This window comes from Exiguobacterium sp. s5 (genome assembly GCF_018618075.1).
In the GTDB taxonomy this organism is placed as follows: domain Bacteria; phylum Bacillota; class Bacilli; order Exiguobacteriales; family Exiguobacteriaceae; genus Exiguobacterium; species Exiguobacterium mexicanum_A.
Genome location: NZ_JACSLK010000002.1, coordinates 386,701 through 411,673, shown reverse-complemented (window position 1 = coordinate 411,673; position 24,973 = coordinate 386,701). Strand labels below are relative to the sequence as shown.

The following is a 24,973-nucleotide window of genomic DNA, read 5'->3' as shown; positions in this document are numbered from 1 at the left end:
CCATCGACCGTTATTCGATTTTGAGGGCGCCACCTGTTGGCGAACTAAGGTGGTACCGCGGAAGATACGGCTTCTTTCGTCCTTAGCGTTAAGGACGAGAGTAGCCGTTTTTTTGTCCACATTATTAGAGGAGGTTGGGCATATGGCCAACGAGACAAACGAAATCACCATGCCGACGAAGTACGATCCAAGTGCGACGGAAGCGAAATGGTATGACTACTGGTTAGAGAACGACGTATTCAAAGCAGACGAGGACGATTCAAAACAGCCGTACACGATCGTCATCCCGCCACCGAACGTAACGGGGAAACTTCACCTCGGACACGCGTGGGACACGACGCTCCAAGACTTATTGACGCGCCTCAAGCGCATGCAAGGCTATGACGTCCTCTGGCTCCCAGGGATGGACCACGCCGGTATCGCGACCCAAGCGAAAGTCGAACAGAAGCTCCGTGAGGACGGCATCATGCGTTACGACCTCGGACGCGAGAAGTTCCTCGAGAAGACGTGGGAATGGAAAGACGAGTACGCCGACACAATCCGTGCCCAGTGGTCAAAACTTGGTCTCGGTCTCGACTACTCACGTGAGCGCTTCACGCTCGACGAAGGACTCTCGAAAGCGGTCCAGGAAGTATTCGTCCGTCTCTATGAGAAGGGCTTGATTTACCGCGGCGAGTACATCGTCAACTGGGACCCGGCACAAAAGACGGCCGTCTCGGATATCGAGGTCATCTACCAAGAAGTCGAAGGCGCATTCTACCACATGAAGTATCCGCTCGCTGACGGATCAGGCCACATCGAGATTGCGACGACACGTCCGGAGACGATGCTCGGCGATACAGCCGTTGCCGTCAACCCGAAAGATGAGCGTTACGCGCACCTCGTCGGCAAGACGATCATGCTTCCGGTCATGAACCGTGAGATCCCGATCGTTGCCGATGACTACGTCGACATGGAGTTCGGTACAGGGTGCGTCAAGATCACACCGGCGCACGACCCGAACGACTTTGAGATTGGGAACCGCCACGAGCTCCCGCGCATCCTCGTCATGGACGAAGGCGGCAAGATGAACGAGAACGCCGGCAAGTACGAAGGGCTCGACCGCTTCGAATGCCGCAAGCAACTCGTCAAAGACCTAGAAGCAGACGGCACGCTCGTCAAAATCGAGCCGCACACGCACTCGGTCGGTCACTCGGAACGTTCAGGCGCGGTCATCGAGCCTTATCTTTCGAAACAGTGGTTCGTCGACATGGAGCCGCTCGCGAAAGCAGCGCTCGAAGCGCAAGGACATGACGATACGAAAGTCAACTTCGTCCCAGAACGGTTCGAAGGCACATACCTCCGTTGGATGGAGAACATCCGTGATTGGTGTATCAGCCGTCAACTCTGGTGGGGCCACCGCATCCCGGCGTGGTACCACAATGAGACGGGTGAAGTCTATGTAGGTAAAGAAGCACCGGCGGACAGTGAGAACTGGCACCAAGACGAAGACGTGCTCGACACATGGTTCTCGTCAGCGCTCTGGCCGTTCTCGACGATGGGCTGGCCGGACACGGATTCAGCAGACTTCAAACGTTACTTCCCGACGAGCGCGCTCGTCACGGGTTACGACATCATCTTCTTCTGGGTATCGCGCATGATCTTCCAATCGCTCGAGTTCACTGGGAAGCAGCCGTTCAACGACGTGCTCATCCACGGTCTCATCCGCGACTCGGAAGGCCGGAAAATGTCGAAATCGCTCGGTAACGGCGTCGACCCGATGGAAGTCATCGACCAATACGGCGCGGACTCGCTCCGCTGGTTCCTCCTCACAGGATCGACACCAGGGAACGACCTTCGCTTCTATTGGGAGAAGATCGAATCGACATGGAACTTCGCGAACAAGATTTGGAACGCGAGCCGTTTCGCCCTCATGAACATGGACGGCATGAAGTATGAGGATATCGATTTGTCAGGTGAGAAGACGCTCGCCGACAAGTGGATTCTCACACGCTTGAACGACACGATCGACCAAGTGACGCGTCTCGTCGACAAGTATGAGTTCGGCGAAGCCGGTCGTTACTTGTACAACTTCATTTGGGAAGAGTTCTGTAACTGGTACATCGAGATGGCGAAACTCACGCTCTACGGTGAGGACGAGGCGGCGAAAGCGACGACACGTTCAGTGCTCGCCTACACGCTCGACTCGATCATGCGTCTCATGCATCCGTTCATGCCGTTCCTCACAGAGGAAATCTGGCAGCACTTGCCGCACGAAGGCGACTCGATCGTCCGTGCGAGCTACCCGACACGTCGCGACGAGCTCCACTTCGCGGACTCGGTACCAGCGTTCGAAGCGGTCATGAACGTCATCCGTTCGGTCCGTAACATTCGTTCGGAAGTGAACGCCCCGATGTCGAAACCGATTCAGCTCTTCATCGCGACAAGTGACGACACGACACAAGGTTACTTGAGCGAAAACGAAGCGACGATCGGCAAGTTCACGAACGCGACCGAGCTCGAAATCGGACGCGGCTTGGCGGCTCCTGACAAGTCGATGTCGGCCATCATGACGGGTGCGGAACTGTTCATCCCGCTCGCCGACCTCATCAACTTTGAGGAAGAAATCGCCCGTCTTGAAAAAGAAGTGGCGAAGTACGAGAAGGAAGTCGAGCGCGTTCAGAAGAAACTCGGCAACCCAGGCTTCACTGGCAAGGCACCGGCTCACGTCATCGACGAAGAGAAGGCGAAAGAGAAAGACTACCTCGACAAACGTGACGCAGTCCGCGCCCGTTTGGAAGAGTTGCGTAAATAATGAATCAACCTTCTTTGGAGACTTGTTCTCCGAAGAAGGTTTTTTTGTCGTTTGGTGGAATTTAGGAGAGGAGACGATATAAAGGTGGTGTGACATGAGACGAATCGGAATGATGTTAAGTTTGGCAGTGATGGGACTGAGTGGGTGTGTGGCGGAACGAGCTGAACCGATCGAACCGACGGAATCAGGAGTGACAATTAATGAAAGTGCAGAAGAGACGTCTTCCAAGGATATTCCCGTAACGACGGACAAAGAAGTGTTCGGCTCGATGATTGAGGACGTGCCGAAAGGGACCGTTCGACTAGTCGATGCGGTCACGTCCCAATACACGCTTCAATATACAGATGGCACGTCCGAGCGACCATCGAAAGACGGTGTGATTTATGAAACCGTCATCGATGATCTCGGGCTCATTGCCATTAAGTTACCAAACCGCGACGATTCGTTCGGCGTATTCAACTATTCACGGGGCAAGGAGTGGGGGTTGCACGGGATTCAAAACTTTACGATTCCCGAGGCGGCCGAAAAAGTCTATCACGGGTTGGACTTGCCTGAAGAGGAGCTCTTTGCCGCCAACTTCGAGATGAATCAGTTGGAGCGGCCGGTGGAGATGTGGACGTTGTATGATGAAACGCAATGCATCACGATTTTAGTGACCGATGCTTTCAGTGTGGCTGACGGAGAATTGATTGAACGGCGTGACGTTTCGAATGAGCGGTATCGCTTGAATCAACCGGAAGGGAACGGCTTGTTTTATGTAGACCAAGGCAAGCTCATTGTCGTGACGGGCAATGTGTCGGAAGAGGTGTTGCTCGACCTCTCGGACTCGCTACCGGAGGCGTGGTCGGTGAATTTTCCGATGAACTGATCATACTTGTGACATCAATTATTCAAGAGGAGGGAATGCCATGCCATACACACACGAATTCGGTGTATTGGATTCAACAAATCGTCAATCATCATATGATACGTATACACCTGAACACTTCGATTGTGTCTCGGTGGATGGGGAGTGGGTGGATGAGTTTATCGAGGAGCTGAACGAGATGCGCACGTCTTTCCATTCCTATGACCGTCCTGGATTCGGATTAGACGAATGCGGGATCACGCTCATTCCATATGAGTCACTGGCGCTGTTCTATCAAGTCGTCAAAGCGATGATGTACACGCATGAGTCGGAACAACTGAATCGACTTATTTCCAAAATCACACAAGCCCAAGTAGACAAGAAGGACATGATTCATTTCGGACTATAAGTCTATAGAAAAGAACAACCCCGAGCATCGTCATCGATGTTCGGGGTTTCGTTTGCGTTCGATGTAGATTATGCCAAATACAGTGGCGGCAAACAAAACATGCAAGAGGAGCGGTCGAGGATAACCAATGCGGAATAGGTGCATGGCATAGACGACATAAAGGATGCTTCCGAATCCTACCAAGACGGAATAAAGAACTTTCATACGTCTTCTTCCTCCGGTTCTGTCCAAAACGGAAGACGACCGGTTGTCACGAAATACGAGGACGTGAGCAGGACGCCGATTGCGAGTCCAGTTACTTGCGGCTGAATCGGCTGACCCGTAAATGATAGATAAAAACTGTAGACGAGATAGGACGTGGATAAGACGATGATTGCCATGAGCAAGATAGTCATCTTCATTTCGATTCATTCCATTCAAGGTTATTCAAATGTCTCATCAAGGTGGAAAAGGAAACAGCAAAGAAAAAGGCAGGCATTAGCCAGGCCCAGTCATCTATGAATGGTCCTTGCAATAGCTCGATTGACATCAAGCAGGCAAACCCTAACGCAATGAGCGAAGTGAGTAGAAGCATGTTGAACCTCCTAAAAGTGATGTTATCCACTTTACGCTCGAAAATGAAAAAGGTTCCAAAAAAACCATCCTGCCGAAGCAGAATGGTTCACGTGCCACAAAACGTCTGATATGGATACGTCCGTGGCGGTCCAGGTGAGACATAGCGTCCATAGTCGGCTTCGTAATCGTACGGCTTCCGCAATACGTCGAGCAGTGCGTGGGTCGGCTTGAAGTCACCGCGTTCGGCTGCCATGAGGGCGGCCTCGACGTGATGGTTGCGCGGGATGACGGCCGGGTTGTGCTGACGCATGAGGCGGATGACGTCCTCATCCGGGAGACCTTGTTCCCCGAGTCGTTTCCGCCAAGCTGCGAGCCACGCCTTGCCGTCGTCCTGGTTGGCGAAGGCGAGTGCTTCGGTGTCGCCGAGCGTGAGGGCGCGGAACGTGTTCGTGAAGTCGGCCTCGGTTTCCATCATGAGCCGGAGCAATTCATCCGTCAGTGCGTCGTCTCCGTCTTTTCGCACGTAGAGTCCGATTTTATGGGCGAGCCCAGTAAAGTACGCCTCTTTATACGTTTCCGTGTAGTCGTTCAACAGCTTGTTGGCGATATCGACGGCCTTTTCTTGTGTGTCAGCGAGGAGCGGGAGCAACGTCTCGGCGAGGCGGGCCAAGTTCCATGATCCGATATACGGCTGATTCGCATAGGCGTAGCGTCCCTCGCGGTCGATTGAGCTGAAGACGGTATTCGGGTGATACGTATCCATGAACGCACACGGGCCATAATCAAGCCCTTCACCGCTGATGAACGTATTGTCCGTGTTCATGACGCCGTGGATGAACCCGACGAGCTGCCAATCCGCGATCAGTTTCGCCTGCCGGGTAATGACGCGGCCGAGGAACTGTTCATAGCGGTCCGGTTGTCCTGCAAGGTCAGGGTCGTGGCGCTGAATCGCATAATCGGCGAGCGCAACGACGTCATCGATTGATCCGGCCGCGGCGGCGTATTGGAACGTACCGACACGTAAATGGCTTGCCGCGACGCGCGTCAGAACGGCGCCGTGCTTCGGTCCTTGGCGCATGATCGGCTCACCGGTCGTGACGACGGCGAGCGCCCGGTTCGTCGGGATGCCGAGCGAGTGCATCGCCTCACTGATGAGGAATTCACGCACCATCGGACCGACGGCGGCCCGTCCATCACCGCCACGCGAGTACTCGGTCGGGCCCGAGCCTTTCAATTGAACGTCGACACGCTTTCCGTTCGGTGCGACGTGTTCTCCGAGCACGAGCGCCCGTCCGTCACCGAGCATCGTGAAATGGCCGAACTGATGACCAGCATACGCTTGAGAGAACGATGTGTCGGTCTGACGATTCCCGGCGAAGAGTGCGACGTCTTGAGACGTTTCGGCGTCGAGACCGAGCGTCTTGGCGAGTGCTTCGTTCCACAGGACGAGTTCGGGCTTGTCGACCGGATGGACCGGTCCCCGGTCGTAAAAAATGTCACGGAGATCGAGGTAGGTCGCCTCGAAGTTCCAACTGTTGGTCATAGTAATTCCCCCTTCTTCGCCTCGAGTATAGCACAGCCGATTCCTTGCATAGCGCTTCGCGAATTTTGGTAAGATGAGAGGGAAGTGTGAAAACAGGAGTGATGGAAGATGGAGACGAGACAAGACGTATTGGAATGGCTGAACGGGCAGCTACGGTTCGGGATTAAGCCCGGGCTCGAACGCATCGAGTGGATGTTGAACGCACTACAAATCGAGGAGTTGCCGTCGATTCACGTGGCGGGGACGAACGGGAAAGGGTCGACGGTCGCCTTCTTGCGGGCCATGGCGATGAAACAGGGCTTGAACGTCGGGACGTTCATCTCACCGTACATCATCCAGTTTGAGGAGCGGATCATGTTGAACGGGGAACCGATCCGGGAAGACGACCTCGTCCGAATCGCCAACCGGGTCCGTGACTGTGCGAGTGCGTCACCGGAGACGTTGACGGAGTTCGAACTGCTGACGGTCATGGCGTGGCTCTATTTCCACGAGCAACAACCTGACCTCGTCATTTGGGAAGTCGGTCTCGGCGGTCGCCTTGATTCGACGAACGTGTTGACGCGACCGCTCGCGACGGTCGTGACGTCGATCGGGCACGACCATCAAGGGATTCTCGGCGACACGCTCGAAGAGATCGCGCTTGAGAAGTTTGGCATCATGAAGCTGGGCGTGCCGATGTTCCATAGTTTGACGGATGAACGGCTGATCACGTTGCTCAAGCGACAAGGAGAGGCGATGGACGCGCCGATTCACGACGTCACACCACTCGTCACGTCAATCGAGGACGGGACCGACACGGTCGTCACGTATGACGAGATGAAGTCGGTGACGCTCGGATTGACCGGACACCATCAAGCGTATAACGGGGCGTGCGCCGTCGCCGTCGCGCGCCACCTCGGCTGGAAGGCGGAAGCGATTCGAGCGGGGCTCGAGGCGGCACAACACCCGGGTCGCTATGAGCTCATCTCGAGACAGCCCCGCATCGTGCTCGATGGGGCACATAATGCGGAAGGGGTCGCCGCGCTCGTTGAACAGTTGAAGCTCGAGCGTGACGTGACCGTCCTCGCGGCCATTCTTGCCGACAAGGACCGAGAAGCGATGATCGCGTCGCTCCAGATGGTGGCGGATGTCTATGAGACGACGTTCGATTTCCCGCGCACCCGGACGAAAGAAAGTCTGATTGCCGACGGGGCCCGCTATGTGGACTGGCAAGACTGGTTGGCCGCATGGCTGGAGACACCGAAATCCGAGACGCTCGTCGTGACCGGGTCGCTCTACTTCATCAGTGAAGTCAGAACCTATTTCCAAAGTTTGAAAAAAACCACTTGTGAATAGGAAGAAAAAGGGGTATGAATTAACTGAAGAAGTGTGATGACAAACCGACTGGAGGCACAACGATGAAGAGGCAGCTAAGATCCAAGTACGGGTTCCTCATAGTGGTAGGGATGATTCTATTGTTGTTCGCATATACGTCAACGTTTGCGAATAACGGGAACGGAAGAGGAAATGGGAACAATAACAATAACGGCAATAATGGTAACGGGAATGGAAACAAACAGGGCATTGTTTTTCAAACGGATATTAAAGATGAGACAATTCGAACAGTTACACCAGAAGCTGTGCTTGTAGGGGACAGTTTTGATTTGACATATGACTTGTCATTGAATAACATTCTTGATTTTACAAACGGTCCGAATATCAATTCTTACAAGTATGTAGAATGGGCTGTGACAATTGAAGAGACAATTCCAGAAGGATTATCTGCAGTCGTAACTCCTTCAACAGCTCATAATTTAAATTTCGATCCTAAAACACGTCTCTTAACGGGGACAATCAATGTACTCTGTGGAAAGAAAAACTCCGGACTTGAATCTTGTAACGAATATAAGAATGCAGCGTTCTCAGACCTTATCACCATCAAATTGATTGCAGAAAAACCAGGTAGTTATACGTTCGAGAATGGGCGATACGCTTATTCGCTGGAAGCTGATCATTCAGGAAATGGGAGCGGTGCACAGAAGCACGACCGTTTTTTCACTGACGAAGGTAGCGGCTTTACAAAAACGACGGTGACGGTTGAAGAACTGAACATTAATGTTCCGACTGAAACGACGATTTACTTAGGGAATTCAAAAACGATAGAAGCTAACTTATCGACTGTGAAAGCGGCGATTCCACCAAATGCGAAACTTACTTGGGAAATCGATCAAACCGGCTTTGTAAATCAAACGAAATCAACGAATCAAAGTGTTACGCTAAAAGCGTTGGATGCAGGTGAGGCGACTGTGAAAGCCGTCTATGAATACGCGAACGGTCAAAAAGTTAAATCGAATGATATGAAGGTTGTCGTCAAACTACCGGATTTATCATTAACTACCAATGATCAAGAACTCTGGGTCTACAAAAACGAATCAGGAACGTTGGTGAAGCAACAGGCTTTGTTGACATTGGAACAATTGGTAGAAGATAAACGAGCACTTACCAATCCGCTTGCTGTGACGTGGGACGTTGATTCGACCGCCTTGAAAATTCTTTCTAGTCAGAACACGTCCGCGACCGTACAAGCCGAACATGGGAGTACGAGCAACGTTTCTGTCATCGCAAAATTGAAGGATTATATCGGACAGACGATGCCTGTCTTGATCAACGTGAAAGAGTACCCACAAAAAGTCTCGACACCGAACGTCATTCTATACATGACAGACAGCCCATACAGCTATCCGGTCAAATTCTGGCCTGAGACGGCAAACGTGACAGGTTACGGCCTGACTGTACTTGAAGGAACCGATGTCATGACCGCAAAAGATGGCGTATTGACACTCTTGAAGCCAGGTATCGCGAAAGTCGGACTGGTCACGGAGGACGTCAGTGCATCATTTAAAGCAGGAGAAGGACCGAAAATCATCAGCCAAACTTTCTACGTCCGGGTCAAAGCCGGCACGGATCCGAACCCAGGAACCGAAGATCCGTCTGGCGATTTCTATTAATCCAGATACTCAAAGAGGCTGCTCACGCGAGCAGCCTCTTTTTCATTTCTTCAGTTGTTGACCGACGAACAGTTGGAGTTGGTTCGTGACCGGGAGCGTATCGATTTGACGGAATACTCCTTCGTTATATTCCATGACGAGACGCGAATCGTCGACGTCTGGAGAAGCGATCACATTTTCCGGAGCGAAATAAGCTTGTTTATTCGCCTGCTGCGGTAGCGATTTGAACGACCCGCGGAACGTGTTCACTTCGAGAGGTCCTTTACTATACAGGCCGCCTTTCATGTTGACGATAGAGCCGACAGAATAGAGTCGAGTCGATTCAGTCGAGGCGCTGTACATGAACGCTTGGAGTGTCGAAGAACTATCTTGGAATTCATTGATCCGGTTCAATAAAATCTTTCCTTCAGCGAGAAGAACGAGGGAACTATCATTCGCACCGGATGCGACCGGCAATAGATCCGCGCGGTCGATGAATGCGTCCCCTAAAGTGTACACGGTCGTGTTGAACGCGACTTTCCCACGGATCGTCAAATCCCCATTAATGATTAGTGGGCGGCTAATCGTGATGGTGTCCAATGCATCGATGGTGACGTCTCCGTTTAAAAGGAGCGGAACGGTGCTATTCACAACCGACTTCGTGATGACGATCGGACCAGTCACGTTATCCGGAAGATTGACGACTTGTAACGTTTGAATCGAGTTGAGCTGACTGGAGTCGATAAACTCAGTTGGTCGCTCACGTGGCGTTGTTTCCCCATCGACGACGTACGTTTGCTTGAGGAAAGGTGAGATTGACGATGTCGGGATAGCCGTCGATTGAAACAATGTTTGCTTCGGTGAATTCGTGTAAGGTAATTTACCGGCATTGTCACGATGTCGGTTCGCAAACTGAATGACCGAGTAATTCAAATTAAAGCGAGAAAAACTGCTCTCGACCGGCCCAATCTCAGGCTGATAGTCCACACCTGGCGTGACTGAGTTCGTGAAATAGTTCGGCGAGTCACAGCCGTCGCACGTCGCCCCGTTCCCGAGGTCGATGCGACCGTCGAGATAGAAGCGGCTCGAGGCACTATTGTTCAACGTGTTGACTCGATCTTTCAGTTGATACTTCGCATCGCGGTCGAGCGAGAGTTTCGTCCCGGCGAACAAGTTCCCTTCAATCTTCGGCGGACCGTTGACCGTCAACGTGTCATCGGACCCGAGCACGTAATAGAGGAACGACGGTAACGCCGTCACGTACACTTCCTGGCTATACGTGCTCGTCTGCATCGGCTGTTCCGGTTTCGCTTTCGTCGTCCCGGTCGCCGTCAGCGTCAACACCGTCGTGAACGGCGCGTTCGCCTGGTCCGCCGTCGAGCGGGTGATGGAGTAACGGATGTCGTTGTCGCCCGATTGCAAATCACCCGTATAGAGCGTGTTCACTTGGAGCACCGTCGCGACTTTCGCTTGAAATGCTGCTTGGTTCTCCATATACGGTTGAACAACATTTGCATCGTGGAGCGGGAACGTCGTCCGCAAATCGGCGACGAGCACGTCGAGCACGCCTTTGATATCGGTATCGAGTTGCGTCTCGTCGACGCGGATATTCGTCTGCTTGTTCGTCGCCAAGTTGACTTGAATCGCAGCGAGCGAGAGGACGGCGAGCGCCGCCATCGTCACGAGGACGAGGATGAGGACGTAGCCTCGTTCATCTTGTTTCATCTGGATCCCTCTTTTCATAACGGGATGGTACTCGTAAACGTCTTGGTGAGCGTGGCATCGTCGCGCGAGGCGAGCGTCACTTGAATCTCCATCAGTCCGGACACGATGTAAGCCTCGCGTCCGCTCCTTGCGTCCGTCACTTCGTCCTGAATGTCGATCGTGACGGCTTGGACGGTGACGTCAGGGTTGTCCGTCACGAAACTTGACGGGGCGAGCTCGAACACGGCGTCTTCCATATAGTCGCCTTGACGGTACAAAATGCCTTCCGTCGAGATGCGCGGGGAATGGAGACGGTGGAACGAATATGTATCCCCGTTGACGGTCAAGGCGTCGAACTCGGTCTGGTTGATGTCCTGGAGGACGCTCGTAATCAAGTAGTCGGCCTCACTCCGGAGCGAGCTCGTGTCGTTCGTCAGACGGAAACCGAGCGAGCCGGTCAAGAAGACGGTGATCACGATGCCGGCAAAGATGGCGGAGATGACGAGCGCGAGCAACAATTCGACGAGCGTGACGCCGTCCTCACGGTCACGGAAGCTCTGGAACGTCCGTCTCAGGGAATTTATCTTGAAGCGTCGCATTCGTCACCACTCCTTTCAATGTGATGGGTTTGAGCAACGTCTCCGAGGCGACGGTAATCTCGACGTTGACGAGATCAGCGGGTAATTCGTTGCCTGGAGAGAGGATGGTCACATCGAAGGCGCGCCCGTTGATGGTGACGTCACACAAATCGCAGACGTTGGCCGGCGTCTTCTGGAGGATCGAGATGTCGATCGGGTCTCGCGTTTCGGCCGCCCGACGCTTCAACGTGTTGAGCGTATTTTGGGCGACTTGGTTTGCCACGGTCCGGTCAAGATCCGAGGAGGTGATTCGCAAGCTTTGGGAGAAGATATTCATGAGCGATAATGCCAGGATCGAGACGACGACAATCGAGACGAGTACTTCGACGAGCGTGAAACCTTGTTCGGAACGGTCCACCGCATTGACCTCCTTTTCAAAATTCATTTAATGATAGGAAAAAAGAGACTTTTAACCTGAAATAATTGTTATTTTCTGTACAATGCATATTATACTAAAGTTACAGTGGGAACGGATAGTAATTCAAAAGTCTCATTTGACTTGAAATAGAGGGGGAAATGGAATGAAGCGATATGGGATGCACCTGTTCATCCTAGCGGGGCTAGTCCTGCTCGTGTCGTTGCCGACGATCGGGCTCGTGAACTATCTCGATGCCTCGGCGAAGACGACTGCTACATATAAAGAGACGACCGTGGCCGGCATCGACGTGTCGGGGATGACAAAAGAAGAAGCGGTCGTCCGAATCGATAACGCCATCAAAGACTTCAACAACACGCCGTTCACGGTGACACTCGTCGATGGGACGGCGATCGAGGTCGGCAAAGATGTCGTCTCGTTCAACGTCGACGCGACACTCAAGGCGGTCACTGAATCGGGTACATATCCGCTCGTCACGACGGTCGACGAAGAGCGATTGACACCGTACTTAGAGAACCAACCGGTGACGCTCTCGATGGTGACACCGCCGCTCGTCGAATCCGCCTCGAATTTGAACTCAGACGTCGTCCTCGAGATGACGGCGACGGAGAGTGAAGTCGTCGCTTCCATCACGGTCAGTCCGACGCCAGCGATGCGCTCGGCACTCGAGCGGATGAACGGCTTCGAGATGGAAGCAGGGGACATCTTCAGCTTGAAAGCGTTCGGAGAAGATTTTGAGGCGCTCAGCACGCTCGGTTCCTCGATGTATCAATTGTTCGCGGCGACACCGTTCCAAATCCTAGAACGGGTCCAACATGAGACACTCCCGACCGGCATCGAGCTCGGCTATGATGTCAAAGTCGACGAGCGCTCGAACTTCGCCGTACAGAACACGGAACAGACACCGTACGCGCTCATCGTGATCGAAGAAGGGAACGCGATGACGGTCCAATTGCTCGGTAAAGTATTCGTTGGAGCGTACGAGTCGCGCGTCGAAGACGTGACGAGCGTCCCATATCAAAACATCGTCCGTTTCTCGCCGTCACTCACGGCCGGCAGTTCGTCTGTGACCCAATCCGGTCAGACTGGAGAATCGGGCAAATTGTATCGTGTTCGTATCACGGATACGGGCGAGTCGCTCGAACTGCTCGGGTTTGATTTTTACGAGCCGATCCCGGAGATCGTGACGAAAAGTTCCGTCCCGCTCCCGCCTCCTGAACCGGTCGAACCGGTGATTCCAACTTTCCCGGACGAATCACTGAAAGATGACCCGTTCGATGACGATGTAGAGGATGACGGATTGAATGAGTTTGAAGAACAACCACCGGTGTATGACCAAGACCCGGTGCCAAGTGAGGGGGCAGTCGGATGATCGGTTATTTGATTTTGATCGCCTTTTGGGTACTTGCCACATTGACCGTGTTCGCCTTATCGATTCCATACGTTCGGAAGCGGGAGACGAAAGGGATCATCTCGTTACTCGTCGCCGTGCTCTCGCTCGGCGTGTATAGCCTGTATGTCGAAGGGCTCGAGCGGACGTGGTGGGCGTGGGTCCTCCTCGCCCTCGGTTTGGCCGGCGGTGCGGCACTCAGTGCGTTCATCGAACAGCGAGACGTCGCACAGGAGGTACCACAGAGGATGGTGAAGTAAGTTGAGACGAATGAAGAAACGGCTCGGCGAGATGCTCGTCGAGGCGGGGATGATCACGCAAGAACAGCTAGACGAAGCACTTACTCAAAAGCGGACCGGGGAGAAACTCGGGGACGCGCTCATGCGATTGAACTATTTGACCGAGACGCAACTGATTCAAGTGCTGCACGAGCAGTTGAACGTGCCGGTCATTTCATTATATTCAGAAGATATCAATGTCACCGTGACGAAACTCGTCCCAAAAGTCATCGCCCAAAAACATGACATCATGCCGATTTCGTTACAAGGCAATACACTGTTCATCGCGACGGCAGACCCGCTCGATTTGATCGCCATCGATGACGTGCGTCTGCAGACGGGGATGAACATCGAGGTCGGGATCGCCACGCGCGAACAGATTCGTAAGACGATTAGCCGCTTTTACGAGATGGACGCGTCACTCATCGAGATTTTAAAAGAAGAAGCGCCTGAACTTGACCGGGAAGAGACGGCGTCACGTGATGACGCACCGGTCATCCGGCTCGTCAATCAGCTCTTCTTGAGTGCGATCGACCAGCGCGCCTCAGATATCCACTTCGATCCGCACGAGAAGCAGCTGCATGTCCGTCTTCGAGTCGACGGTGATTTACGAACCGAAGCCATCTATCCGAAGAAGATTCAAAGCGTCATGCTGACGCGCCTCAAGGTCATGAGTAACCTAGATATAACCGAGAGCCGCTTGCCACAAGACGGACGTATCAAATATACGCTCCGGGGCCGCCCGTACGACTTCCGCGTCTCGACGCTCCCGACGATGTATGGCGAGAAAATCGTCATCCGGGTGCTCGACTCGTCGGAAGGGTTGACCGATTTGACGAAACTCGACTTCGGCGACAAGAACGAGGCAGTGTATCGCGACATGCTGAAACGGCCGAACGGGATTATCCTCATCACCGGGCCGACCGGGTCAGGGAAATCGTCGACGCTCTATGCGTCGCTGCGCGAATTGAACGATGAATCGAAAAACATCATCACGGTCGAGGACCCGGTCGAGTATCAACTCGACGGCATCAACCAAGTCCAAGTCAATTCGAAAGTCGGCTTGACGTTCGCGTCGGGTCTGCGTTCGATTTTGCGTCAAGACCCGAACATCGTCATGGTCGGGGAGATTCGGGACACCGAGACGGCCGAGATTGCCATCAGGGCATCTTTGACCGGTCACTTGGTGTTATCGACATTACATACGAATTCGGCCATCAGCTCGATCACCCGCTTGATTGACATGGGGGTTGAACCGTTCCTCGTCGCCGCCTCGACGTCTGGGCTTGTCGCCCAGCGGCTCGTCCGTCGCGTTTGTCGGGACTGCGGTCATGAACAGCCGGTCTCGAAACGGGAACAGGAACTGTTTGCCGCTGAAGGTGTCCCGGTCGACCGGATCATGCGCGGCAACGGCTGCGCGTCGTGTAACTTCACAGGTTACCGCGGACGGCTCGCCATCCATGAGGTCGTGCCAATCGATGAAGGGTTGCGCCGCCTCATCATGAACCAGGCGACGGAAGCCGAGATGGTCGCCTATGCGAAAGACCAAGGCGTCCGCTTCCTCCTCGCCGATGGGCTTGAGAAAGTCGCGCTCGGGCTGACGAATACTGAGGAAATATTGAGAACAGTGATAACGGAGTGAACCTATGATCCATCAGTCGATTGAAGTGATTTTAACGAAAGCGGTCGAACAACGCGCCTCGGACATCCATTTGACCGCCGGCTCGCCGCCGATCATCCGGGTCGACGGGAGCCTCATCACGATGGGTGACGAGAAAGTGTTGCCGCTCCATATCGAAAGCTATTTGAAAGACATCATGACCGAAGAGATGCGGGGCCGCCTCGAGATGCAGCGCGACCTCGACTTCTCGTTCGGAGTCCCGCGCGTGTCGCGGTTCCGCGTCAACGCCTATTACCAACGGGGCACGGTCGCGATCGCGTTCCGTTCCATTTCCGGGGAAATCCCGACGATGAACGAGCTCGATTTGCCGCAAGTGCTGAAGCGACTGATCGAGAAGCCGTACGGGCTCATCCTCGTCACCGGGCCGACCGGGTCAGGGAAGTCGACGACGCTCGCCGCGATGATCCATGAGATCAACCGGACGCAGCGGAAACGAATCATCACGCTCGAGGATCCGATCGAGTATTTACACTCGCACGACCAAAGCATCGTCGACCAACGCGAGATCGGCTCGGATGTCATGAAGTTCGTCGACGGTCTGCGTGCCGCGCTCCGGCAAGACCCGGACGTCATCTTGCTCGGGGAGATGCGCGACCTCGAGACGATTTCGACGGCGATGACGGCCGCCGAGACGGGCCACCTCGTCATGGCGACGCTCCATACGTCGAGTGCGATGTCGACCGTCAGTCGAATCATCGACGCGTTCCCGGCCGAGCAACAGGACCAAATCCGGACCCAGCTCGCCAACGTGCTGCTCGGTGTCGTCAGTCAGCGCTTGTTCCCGCGTGTCGACGTGCCGAAAGGTCGTGTCGCCGCGATGGAGATTATGATTGGCAATCCGGCCGTCGCCAACTTGATTCGGAACGAGAAAGAGTTCCAACTCCCGACCGTCATCCAGACGAACCGGCAGAACGGGATGCAGACGATGGACATGGCGATCGAACAGCTCGTCCGTCAAGGCGTCATCAACCCGAACGCCGTACCAAATGAAGAGAGGTGACTGAATGGCCATCTTCCAATACGAAGGTAAATTGCTGAACGGGAAGCGTAAGAAAGGGCGGGTCACTGCCGTCTCGCTCCGCGAAGCGAAAGAAAAGCTGCGCCAAGAATCGATTCTCGTCACCGAGCTCGCTGAACTCGAGTCGACAGGGTTGAATAAAGAAGTCAACCTGCTCCCTGAGCGGGTCAAGATTGAACATTTGATTATGTACGTGCGCCAGTTCGCGACGCTCATCCGGGCCGGTGTGCCGATTGTTCGGGCGACGTCCATCTTGCGCGTCCAGACCGAGTCGAAAGTGTTGAAGAAGACGCTCAGCCAAGTCGAGGACGATTTACGCGAAGGGATCGCCTTCTCGGAGGCGATCAAGAAGCATCCGCGCGTGTTCTCGAACTTTTTCAGCTCGATGGCACTTGCGGGTGAGGCAAGCGGAAACTTGGAGGAGGCGCTCGACCAAATCGGGCTCCAGCTCCAAAAGCAGTACGACGTCAAACGGAAAGTCATCTCGGCGTTGACGTATCCGCTCGTCGTGTCGATCGTCGCCATCGGCGTCGTCGCGTTCCTCATGGTGAACGTCGTCCCGACGTTCGCGAGCATCTTCGGACAGCTCGGTGGGGAACTCCCGCTCATCACGCGTATCGTCGTCGCCGTTTCCGATTTCGTTGCCGCCTATTGGTGGCTCATCTTCGGTGGGGCGCTTCTCGCACTGCTCGTCTTTACGTGGATGTTGAAGCGCGACAAGGAACGGTATGTGATTGATGGATTGTTGTTGAAGATGCCGATTTTTGGGCCGATCGTCCTAAAGTCGCAAATCGCGTTATTGACCCGAAGTTTGGCCGTCTTGCTGCAAGCGGCGGTCCCGATTTTGTCGGCGATCGAGATCACCGAGAAGATTGTCTCGAACCGTGTCATCCGCAAAGGTCTTGCTCAAGCACGTAAGATGATGGCGCAAGGGATTCCGCTCCATGAACCGCTCGAACGGAACGATAGCTTCCCGCCGCTCATGACGCAAATGATTGCGGTAGGCGAGGAGAGCGGGGATTTGGACTCGATGTTGAACGAGGTCGCAGAGTTTTATGAGACCGAGGTCGAGACGACGACGGACCGTCTGAAATCGATCATCGAGCCGCTGTTGATCGTCGTCTTGGCGAGCATCGTCGGCGTCATCGTCATCGCGATTGTCGTTCCGATGTTCCAAATTTATGGCGATATCCAAAATCAGTAGAAACTTTTTATTTATTTGCAGATTTGTATCTTTTCAATCCTAAATTTTGAATGTATAGTAAAATTGTTCTACTAGTATTAGGTCAAAGGTAATGAATCTAGCTTACATCACAGCACAACACACAAAAGGGGAGAATGAATCATGTTAGAGAAAATGAAAATGATTTGGCAAGATGCCAAACAATTGAAAGATGAGCGCGGACTCACACTCGTCGAGTTGCTCGTCGTCGTCGTCATCTTGGGGATTATCGCAGCCATCGCCGTTGTCGCAATCGGTGGGATTATCGAGAACTCGAAGAAAGATGCAATGGTTGCCGATGCGAAGCAGATGGTGAGTGCAGCGAAACTATATACTGCATCTAACCCAGTTGATTCTGCAAAGACATTACGGTTTGCAGGCACTTTAGCAAACGGTGAAGCAGATGGAACTCAATATGTTGATAATTTAAAAGATCCATTTGGTACTGGAAACTATACAAATGCTAATGTTGTTATAACTCCTAATGGAAATAAATATACGTATACTGTTCAGTTAGTTGGTTCTAAAAAAGCAATTGGACAAGCTGCAGCGGTTGCAGATGATACATTGAAAAAAGATTTAGTAATCGACAAAACTACTAATTAATCTTTCTCCGGCTGGCGCTGGGCACTCGCTCAGCCTAGCCGGTTTTCTGTTTTTGGCATATACTTACAAGTAAGGAAGTGACCTTGATTGGTTGAACTCATTGGACTTATTTATAGCCTCGTCCTCGGGGCCGTCATCACGTCATTCACGAACGTCGTCGGGCTCCGCGTGCCACGCAAACAGTCCATCGTCACGCCACGCTCGCACTGTCCGTCATGCGGACACGTCTTATCCGCTTGGGAACTGATTCCGGTCTTCGGTTACGTGTTCCTACGCGGGAAATGCCGCGGCTGTGGCGGGCGGATCGCGCCGACGTACCCGCTCTTTGAATTGCTTGGAGCGGTCGGTTACGCCTATAGCTTCTGGCTGTACGGCTTTAGCCTCACGACGCTCCTCGCCTTCGTCTTCTTATCGACGCTCCTCGCCTTGGCGATGTCGGATTTGTCGACGATGCTCGTGCCGAACGTCATCTTACTGTTCACGGCACCGGTCCTCCTATTGCTCGCCTATGGCGCGGGTGTGGTCTGGTGGAGCCCGATTGCCGGAGCGGCGCTCGGATTTTCTGTCCTCGCCACCGTTTTTTTCGTCTCCAAGGGGGGACTTGGGGCCGGCGATGTCAAACTATTTACAGTAATCGGGCTCGTCCTCGGGCCGCGCGACGTCCTCGTCGCCTTATTTTTATCGAGCTTGATTGGAGCAATCGTCGGACTAACGCTCATCGGCTTGAAACGAATGGATCGCAAACAGCCGATTCCGTTCGTGCCGTCGATTGCACTTGGCACGATGCTGACGTTTTGGTTCAGCGAACGCTTCTTTGATTGGTATTTTGATTTGATGTAGGGGGAAACCAGCATGAGCCGGTCTATAGAGAAAGGAACGGTCGCGTATTTCTCGTTCGATGCGCTCAGCATCCACGGGGCCGTGATCAAACAAGGCGTGTTCAAACGCAGCGCGTCCGTCCAATTGGCGAAAGGCGCTTACGTAGGTGGACGAATTGAAGACGAGAACGCATTCGGTCTCGCCTTCGACGAACTGTGCCGCAAACTGAAAGTCCGAAAAGGGATGGTCTGTGCCGTCGATATGGCCGAGACCGAGGTGTTGTCCCGTAAAGTCGAGATCCCATCGACGATCCCGAAAGATGAGATTCGCGGTTATCTGTTCATGGAAATCGGTAGCTCGATCATCTTGCCGTTCGACGACGTCGCCTTCGACTACGAGGTGCTCGGCGAGACGGAGACGAAGACCGAGGTCATGCTTCACGCCGTCTCGGTCGATTTGACGAAAGCCATCCGCGCCTACATGAAAAAACGCGGGTTCCAATTGAAGAAGATCGTACCGCGTCCGGTCGCCATCGCCAACGGGGTGGCCCGACTCGAGACGCTCGACCCGCTCAAGTCGACGCTCCTCTGGCACGTGACGCCGTTCGCGCACCAGTTGCTCGTCCTTGAGGAAGGTCAGGTCCGCTTCATCCGCGCCATCGAGACCGACCTCCCGTACCGCGCCGAGACGACGGACGGGATTGTCACGTATACATATAGCGGCTCGAAGGAGACGCTTGCGACGCAGACAGACGAGTGGCTGAACGAGCTGGCCCGTTTCCTCGACTTCTATCGCTACTCGCTCCGGACGGACGGACGCCCGATTGACGAGTTGCTCGTCTCGGGGACGGTCCCGAACCTTGACGATCTCGTCCAGACGATTGAAAGTGAGGCGATGGTGCCGGTCAAACGGATCGCCGACCCGCTTCCACTGTCTCACGCGACGCCGTTGTCGCATCAGATGTTGCCGCTCCTGGGGATGGCGACGCTCGACAAAGAGCACGACGCCAACTTCATCAACTCGACCGATGTGACGCTCCGCTGGCCGATCATCGCGAGCTTGCTCGCACTCTTGATCGGCGGCGGCGCGACCGGTTACTTGTTCTATGAAGTGAACGAGTTGAAGCGGAACGAGGCCCAGGTCGAGGAGCAGTTGCAGCTCGTCCGCATCTATCAGACCGAGCAAGTGAACTCGAAAGGTCAGCAAGTCCTATCGCTCGACCAGACGGTGACTGCGCTCACAGCTGAAGAACGATGGGCCGTGCCGGCGCTCCGGGCGTTGACCGAGCAATTGCCGCCGACGGGCTACGTATTGACGTATAACTACGCCGACGGCTCGCTCATGAGCGTGCGTACTCAGTTCGAGACGCTCGCCGATTTGAATGCGTTCCAACGCTCGCTCTTGAACGACCCGCGGTTTGAGAACGTCAAACTGCTCGGTGTGACGACCGAGACGAAAGCGGAGACCGAGCAGGAGGAGACGGACACCGATGAGCCGCTCAGCCCGAGCGTGCTCGATTCGACGAACGAACCGCTCCCACGCTACATCGGCGAGTTCACTTTCACGTTCATCGATGCCGAACCGGAGACGCCGGAAGGGGAGACCCCAGACGGTGAGACACCGGACAGCGAGACGGAAGAGACGACCAATGAGGAGGTGGTGAGCGAATGAAGCGCTCGACGATTTATTTGATCTTTACAATCTGTTTGTTCGCGGCCATCGCCGTACCGTCTTATTTCGGCTACCAATACTTCATCCACCAAGGCAACGTCAAGTCACTCGAGCGGGAACTGTCACTCGAGCAGACGAAGCTCGAACTATTGCGCCAGGAAGGGGAAGTCGTCGACGTCGCCGACTCGCAGCGCCTCCAGACGCGTGTCCCGACCGAGGCAGCCCTCGACACGGTCGTCGAGACGTTATCGCAGGCGAGCCAACTGTCTGACGTGCGCGTCACGAGCATCGCTTTCGCCGACGGTGTCATCGCCGAATCGGAAGTGCCGGAAGACATCGACGAGCCGGAACCGAACGATGTGAGTGCGACGGCTGAACCGGCCGAACCGGTCGAAATCACGCCGGTCAACGCCTCGTCAATCCGCTCGACGGTGTCGCTTCAAGCCGACACGTACGAGTCGCTCGTCCTGTTCCTCGAGTCGGTCGAATCGATGAACCGGATCCATATCTTGCGCACGGTCCAATTCACCGGACCGACGGAGACGGGCCCGAACACGACGGAGACGGCCGAGCCGCTCGACTTCACGGTCGAACTCGATGCGTTCTATCGTCCGGACCTCGATCAACTCACAGACGATCGTTACGTACCGGCGCAGACGTTCACCCCGAAAGACATCCCGGTGTACGACTATACGACACCGTGACCGCACGTCCCTTCGAAAAGAAGGGGCGTTTTTTTGAGAGGTCTCTGATTGTATTCGCGTGCCCGTTTGCCTACAATCTACAGTGAAGTGTGATACGGAAAAGAAGCCCGTTACGCACATATGGAAGGAGTCGTTACAATGAAACCAACACAGAAACGTGTCATCCTTGCCTCGATGTCGCCGCGGCGGACCGAGCTGTTGACCCAGGCCGGCATCACGCATGAAGTCATCCCCTCGAACGTCATCGAGGGGACGAACGGTCGGGAACATCCGGACGAGTACGTCGGACGCCTCGCTCGCGAGAAAGCGATGGACGTCGCCCGCGACAACCGTGACGCCATCGTCATCGGCTCGGATACGGTCGTCGTCCTAGACGGGACGATTTTAGAGAAGCCGAAAGACCGGGACGACGCGCGAGACATGCTACAGCGCTTATCGGGGGCGACGCATGAAGTGCTCACCGGCGTCAGCATCATCGGGCCCGAGCGGCAAGACTTGTTCGTCACGACGACGCACGTCACGTTCATCGATATCCCGGACGCTTGGCTCGATGGCTACCTCGATTCGACGGAGCCGTATGACAAGGCAGGCGCTTACGGCATCCAAGGGTCGGGCGGTCTGTTCGTCGAACGGCTCGAAGGGGACTTTTATAACGTCGTCGGTCTGCCGATTCGTCCGCTCGTCGAGACGCTCGAGCGACACGGGGTAGCGCCGCGCTTTCTGTGAATGAAGCGAAAGTTGGTGAAGGAATGACCATGGTGCTCGACCGAAGTGTTGAATCCGCGATCGCCCGGCTGCTCCAAATCGGGGGTAGGGGCGGCGACCCGCATGAGACGGCCCGACGGCTGTCCGATGTGTATCCGACGCTCCGGGCGCTGTCGCAGGCGTCCGTGAGCGACCTCTGTCAAATCGAGGGCATGACGAAGAAGAAAGCCGAGCAGTTGCTCGCGGCGTTTGCGATCGGTCTCCGTTACGTCGAGGAACCGAAAGTAGAGACGCCGACGATCCGTTCGCCACAGGACGCCTATGAACTGCTCCGTGATGAACTCCGGCTCTTGAATCAGGAACATTTCATCTGTCTGTATTTGAACACGAAGAACCAGCTCATCGCCCGGAAGACGCTGTTCGTCGGTGGGCTCAATTCGTCGATTGTTCATCCACGTGACGTGTTTCGCGAGGCGCTCAAACTGTCGGCCGCTTGTTTCATCGCTGTCCATAACCACCCGAGCGGGGACGCGACCCCGAGCCGGGAAGATATCGAGGTATCGGAGCGGCTCGTCGAGGCCGGTCACATCGTCGGCATCGCTTGTCTCGACCACGTCATCATCGGCGAGGACCATTACGTCAGTATGAAGCAACGTGGGTATATGAATGGTTGAACAGGGGGCAGGCGCATGTGCGTCTGCTTTTTTGTTCAGACTCCATGTTTCCTACATTCCCTCAAAACAAAACCCCATAAATGTTGGATGGTCATGTCCAACGTTTATGGGGTAGTTCACAGCGGGTGGTTTTGGCTTGTCCTTATTTACTCGATGAAGGACTCGAAATGGGCGACCTACGTCGAGTCCATAAGACATACATGATCGCCATGGCTAACGTCAGTAGAATATATATAACAAACGTATTTAAGTTAAAGAGTTGATTACTCATATACGTATATGTAATACCCGTCACTCTCTCAAGGAAGAGAGGATCAGTAATCTTATACTCTCGTTCAATGACTACTTGTTGGACGTACTCTTTACGCTCGTGATAATTATCAACCTGCTGTTCATAGATGAAAAACAAAGCGATCCCGATGATGAACAACAGAGGGAGTAATATACGGGAATTAGAGTTGAAAAACTTCATCACTTTGATCCAATCATTCATGATGAACAGTGCAAGGAGCAAAAGGATAGGAATAAACAATAAAGCAGGGTTACCATTCCCAGAAATCTGAACCGGATCAACCGTCGACAGATTTCCAAGATAAAACGCGAGTGAAGCGATTGTGATCCGACTTAGAGCGAATAACCATTGTTTAATCATAGGTTCTCCTCTTCACTTAAATTTTTCAATCATGTCTAACATAAATTATAGGCCATAATCGGCCATCGTCACAGTCAGATAGTGGTCGTTGTTGGTCCATTTAAATTAAATCAATATGCCGCTTCAAGAACATAATGATTATAGATGATAGTTTAGACTTGAGCCTAAAGCGTATGAGCACGTCATCCATAACCTGAGATCATTTTTGTATGAAGCAATGAGGGTGTATGAATGTTTGAAACTGGGATTTAATTTCCAAATGAAACATTCGTTTGCTATACTGACAGACGAGGTGTTCATATGGAAAAATTGATTTGGTTATTGATGCTTGTTGTCGCGCTCGTCGCCAGTTTCGTCCCGCTTGAGCCACTCGTACTGTCGCTTCTCGTGTTCGCGTTGTTCATCTTCATCAGTGTGGCGCTGTTTCAACGGTTCCAACGTGAGGATCATTGGCTCGACCGCGTCTCACCGCTCGTCGGTGTCGGCATCGGGATTGGCGCATTGATCGCGTATGCTGCTCTATTTGTCGCTTGGTTCAATTCATCAATCGACCTTCAGGTGTGGCAAGTCATTCCGCAACTCATCTTCATGTATATCGGGATTTACTTGTTCGTCGTGACGGTGTCGAGTTTTTTGGCAGGGGCGACCCGCGTCCGTCCGTCCCGATTCTTTCGGCCGGTGCTCATCTTCTCGGTCGTCTTTTACGGATCGATGCTTTTGCTCCCGCTCCAGCCAGGTCTCTAATCTTCAACTTGTCATTCGAACGAAGCAGGCGCATCCGTGCCTGCTTTTTGTTTGTTTAGAGGAGTCATCAAACGCGGCGTCGAAAACCGAGAGTATACGGTTCTATACGACCTACGAAGAGGGAATGTGATCAGATATGAATGAGGAGACTATCTATCAGGAACGGGATTTGAAGTTGATGTTGACGGACATCAAGGACGGGACGGTTCGGTTACAGGAATTAGACGAGGAGCGGGTCATACAATCGATGCTCCATCATATTGGATCGACGGATGCGGAGCTTCGAGATCAGTTGATTTACACGCTCTTTTATCGCTTCATCATCGAAGACGAACAACTGACGAACGAACAACTGACTGGTCTATTCAATTCGACGCTCAAATACCACTTGTTCCACGGCATCGGAGAGACGGCATCAGATACCGTCTTCACGCGGGCGTTCTCGACGCTATTGATTGCCTTGATTTTGTATCAAGACCGCCAGCAAAGGTTTTTATCGGAACCGAATCTCGAGATGTTGAAAGCGAAGCTCCTGGCATATCTCGATTGTGAAATCGATACGAGAGGGTACGTGCCCACAAAAGGTTGGGCCCATGCGATCGCCCATGTGGCCGATGCCTTCGACGAGCTCGTCCTGCATCCGCACCTCGACGAGACGGAGTTCGGGGAGATTCTCGAGGCGCTGTGGGACAAAGTGGTGTTTCCGACCGTTTATTTGCACGATGAGGATGAGCGCTTGCTGAATCCCATCTTCGCCTTGCTAGAGCGCGGGATGGACGAGCACGAAATCGTCGTTCTATTAGACGGCTTACCGGCTCAACTGAGCGCACAAAAGCAGCAACTCGAGCCCGAGCAGTATTGGCACGTCGTCCATAACGTGAAAACGTTTCTAAAGAGCTTCTTCGTGAAATTGTACGATGTAAACCGACCGATGCTTCAAACCGCCGTATTCGAGACGTTAAAGCAGATTTGACGAG

25 protein-coding genes and 1 other annotated feature (1 of these 26 cut by a window edge) are annotated in these 24,973 nt (G+C 53.7%); of the genes, 18 read left to right on the top strand and 7 right to left on the bottom strand.

The window, feature by feature from the left end; genetic code table 11:
* Nucleotides 1–87 (top strand) — a binding site (T-box leader); it begins 134 nt to the left of the window's first position.
* A gap of 55 nt (nt 88–142) precedes the next feature.
* The 3 genes from KNP60_RS06185 (at nt 143) to KNP60_RS06175 (ending at nt 4,050) form a co-directional block, all read left to right on the top strand.
* On the top strand, nt 143–2,794 hold the full coding sequence (locus tag KNP60_RS06185; protein ID WP_138859758.1) for a valine--tRNA ligase: 2,652 nt from the start codon (nt 143–145) through the stop codon (nt 2,792–2,794).
* A gap of 94 nt (nt 2,795–2,888) precedes the next feature.
* Nucleotides 2,889–3,662: a hypothetical protein gene (locus KNP60_RS06180; protein ID WP_214797113.1), complete on the top strand. Its 774-nt coding sequence runs from the start codon at nt 2,889–2,891 to the stop codon at nt 3,660–3,662.
* Nucleotides 3,663–3,702: 40 nt separating this feature from the next.
* Nucleotides 3,703–4,050: a short-chain dehydrogenase gene (locus KNP60_RS06175; protein WP_214797112.1), complete on the top strand. Its 348-nt coding sequence runs from the start codon at nt 3,703–3,705 to the stop codon at nt 4,048–4,050.
* A gap of 200 nt (nt 4,051–4,250) precedes the next feature.
* Here KNP60_RS06175 and KNP60_RS06170 read toward each other — a convergent pair whose 3' ends face one another.
* The 3 genes from KNP60_RS06170 to KNP60_RS06160 all read right to left on the bottom strand — a co-directional run bounded on the left by KNP60_RS06170 (nt 4,251) and on the right by KNP60_RS06160 (nt 6,148).
* The gene (locus KNP60_RS06170) at nt 4,251–4,451 is read right to left on the bottom strand and encodes a hypothetical protein (RefSeq protein ID WP_029595847.1); all 201 of its coding nucleotides are present in this window, start codon (nt 4,449–4,451) and stop codon (nt 4,251–4,253) included.
* On the bottom strand, nt 4,448–4,624 hold the full coding sequence (locus tag KNP60_RS06165) for a hypothetical protein (RefSeq protein WP_158001045.1): 177 nt from the start codon (nt 4,622–4,624) through the stop codon (nt 4,448–4,450). Before KNP60_RS06165 ends, KNP60_RS06170 begins: the two co-directional genes overlap by 4 nt.
* An 87-nt stretch (nt 4,625–4,711) precedes the next feature.
* On the bottom strand, nt 4,712–6,148 hold the full coding sequence (locus KNP60_RS06160) for a protein adenylyltransferase SelO (protein WP_214797111.1): 1,437 nt from the start codon (nt 6,146–6,148) through the stop codon (nt 4,712–4,714).
* 108 nt (nt 6,149–6,256) lie between these two features.
* Here KNP60_RS06160 and KNP60_RS06155 point away from each other — a divergent pair, with 108 nt between their 5' ends.
* On the top strand, nt 6,257–7,483 hold the full coding sequence (locus KNP60_RS06155) for a bifunctional folylpolyglutamate synthase/dihydrofolate synthase (protein ID WP_214797110.1): 1,227 nt from the start codon (nt 6,257–6,259) through the stop codon (nt 7,481–7,483).
* A gap of 62 nt (nt 7,484–7,545) precedes the next feature.
* Nucleotides 7,546–9,135, top strand: a complete 1,590-nt coding sequence (locus KNP60_RS06150; RefSeq protein WP_214797109.1) for a hypothetical protein — start codon at nt 7,546–7,548, stop codon at nt 9,133–9,135.
* Nucleotides 9,136–9,177: 42 nt separating this feature from the next.
* On the opposite strand, the gene KNP60_RS06145 is transcribed toward KNP60_RS06150, so the two are convergent.
* Genes KNP60_RS06145 through KNP60_RS06135 form a run of 3 tightly spaced genes read right to left on the bottom strand, consistent with a single transcriptional unit; the run spans nt 9,178 to nt 11,814 of the window.
* On the bottom strand, nt 9,178–10,839 hold the full coding sequence (locus KNP60_RS06145) for a hypothetical protein (RefSeq protein ID WP_214797108.1): 1,662 nt from the start codon (nt 10,837–10,839) through the stop codon (nt 9,178–9,180).
* Nucleotides 10,840–10,853: 14 nt separating this feature from the next.
* On the bottom strand, nt 10,854–11,417 hold the full coding sequence (locus KNP60_RS06140) for a PilW family protein (protein WP_214752524.1): 564 nt from the start codon (nt 11,415–11,417) through the stop codon (nt 10,854–10,856).
* Complete coding sequence (locus KNP60_RS06135; RefSeq protein ID WP_034809733.1) at nt 11,365–11,814, bottom strand: prepilin-type N-terminal cleavage/methylation domain-containing protein; 450 nt, start codon at nt 11,812–11,814, stop codon at nt 11,365–11,367. Before KNP60_RS06135 ends, KNP60_RS06140 begins: the two co-directional genes overlap by 53 nt.
* Nucleotides 11,815–11,977: 163 nt before the next feature.
* Between KNP60_RS06135 and KNP60_RS06130 the strand changes: the two genes are divergently transcribed.
* The 11 genes from KNP60_RS06130 (at nt 11,978) to radC (ending at nt 22,600) form a co-directional block, all read left to right on the top strand.
* Nucleotides 11,978–13,204 (top strand): G5 domain-containing protein, encoded by a 1,227-nt coding sequence (locus KNP60_RS06130; RefSeq protein ID WP_214797107.1) that lies wholly within the window; start codon nt 11,978–11,980, stop codon nt 13,202–13,204.
* Nucleotides 13,201–13,482, top strand: coding sequence for a hypothetical protein (locus tag KNP60_RS06125; RefSeq protein ID WP_214797106.1), 282 nt, complete (start codon nt 13,201–13,203; stop codon nt 13,480–13,482). The genes KNP60_RS06130 and KNP60_RS06125 overlap by 4 nt, the downstream gene beginning before the upstream one ends.
* Before the next feature lies 1 nt (nt 13,483).
* Entirely contained in the window at nt 13,484–15,142 is a 1,659-nt protein-coding gene (locus KNP60_RS06120) for a GspE/PulE family protein (RefSeq protein ID WP_214797105.1), read from the top strand.
* A gap of 4 nt (nt 15,143–15,146) precedes the next feature.
* Complete coding sequence (locus tag KNP60_RS06115) at nt 15,147–16,181, top strand: type IV pilus twitching motility protein PilT (RefSeq protein WP_214763798.1); 1,035 nt, start codon at nt 15,147–15,149, stop codon at nt 16,179–16,181.
* Between the two features lie 4 nt (nt 16,182–16,185).
* Complete coding sequence (locus KNP60_RS06110) at nt 16,186–17,403, top strand: type II secretion system F family protein (protein WP_029595836.1); 1,218 nt, start codon at nt 16,186–16,188, stop codon at nt 17,401–17,403.
* A 141-nt stretch (nt 17,404–17,544) separates the two neighbouring features.
* Nucleotides 17,545–18,027 carry a prepilin-type N-terminal cleavage/methylation domain-containing protein gene (locus KNP60_RS06105; protein WP_138859746.1) on the top strand — a complete coding sequence of 161 codons (483 nt, stop codon included), beginning with the start codon at nt 17,545–17,547 and terminating at the stop codon, nt 18,025–18,027.
* Between the two features lie 87 nt (nt 18,028–18,114).
* Nucleotides 18,115–18,867 carry a prepilin peptidase gene (locus tag KNP60_RS06100; RefSeq protein ID WP_214797104.1) on the top strand — a complete coding sequence of 251 codons (753 nt, stop codon included), beginning with the start codon at nt 18,115–18,117 and terminating at the stop codon, nt 18,865–18,867.
* Nucleotides 18,868–18,879: 12 nt separating this feature from the next.
* A complete protein-coding gene (pilM, locus tag KNP60_RS06095; RefSeq protein WP_214797103.1) occupies nt 18,880–20,517 on the top strand; it encodes a pilus assembly protein PilM in 1,638 nt (545 codons plus the stop codon).
* Complete coding sequence (locus tag KNP60_RS06090; RefSeq protein ID WP_034776853.1) at nt 20,514–21,221, top strand: hypothetical protein; 708 nt, start codon at nt 20,514–20,516, stop codon at nt 21,219–21,221. The genes pilM and KNP60_RS06090 overlap by 4 nt, the downstream gene beginning before the upstream one ends.
* 138 nt (nt 21,222–21,359) lie before the next feature.
* Entirely contained in the window at nt 21,360–21,947 is a 588-nt protein-coding gene (locus tag KNP60_RS06085; RefSeq protein WP_251131345.1) for a Maf family protein, read from the top strand.
* A 29-nt stretch (nt 21,948–21,976) separates the two neighbouring features.
* Nucleotides 21,977–22,600: a RadC family protein gene (radC, locus tag KNP60_RS06080; protein ID WP_235420135.1), complete on the top strand. Its 624-nt coding sequence runs from the start codon at nt 21,977–21,979 to the stop codon at nt 22,598–22,600.
* 142 nt (nt 22,601–22,742) lie between these two features.
* Here radC and KNP60_RS06075 read toward each other — a convergent pair whose 3' ends face one another.
* Complete coding sequence (locus tag KNP60_RS06075; RefSeq protein WP_034776857.1) at nt 22,743–23,252, bottom strand: hypothetical protein; 510 nt, start codon at nt 23,250–23,252, stop codon at nt 22,743–22,745.
* A 300-nt stretch (nt 23,253–23,552) separates the two neighbouring features.
* Between KNP60_RS06075 and KNP60_RS06070 the strand changes: the two genes are divergently transcribed.
* Nucleotides 23,553–23,996 (top strand): hypothetical protein, encoded by a 444-nt coding sequence (locus tag KNP60_RS06070; RefSeq protein WP_251131344.1) that lies wholly within the window; start codon nt 23,553–23,555, stop codon nt 23,994–23,996.
* A gap of 136 nt (nt 23,997–24,132) precedes the next feature.
* The gene (locus KNP60_RS06065) at nt 24,133–24,969 is read left to right on the top strand and encodes a DUF2785 domain-containing protein (RefSeq protein ID WP_214797101.1); all 837 of its coding nucleotides are present in this window, start codon (nt 24,133–24,135) and stop codon (nt 24,967–24,969) included.
* The last annotated feature ends 4 nt before the right edge of the window (nt 24,970–24,973 follow it).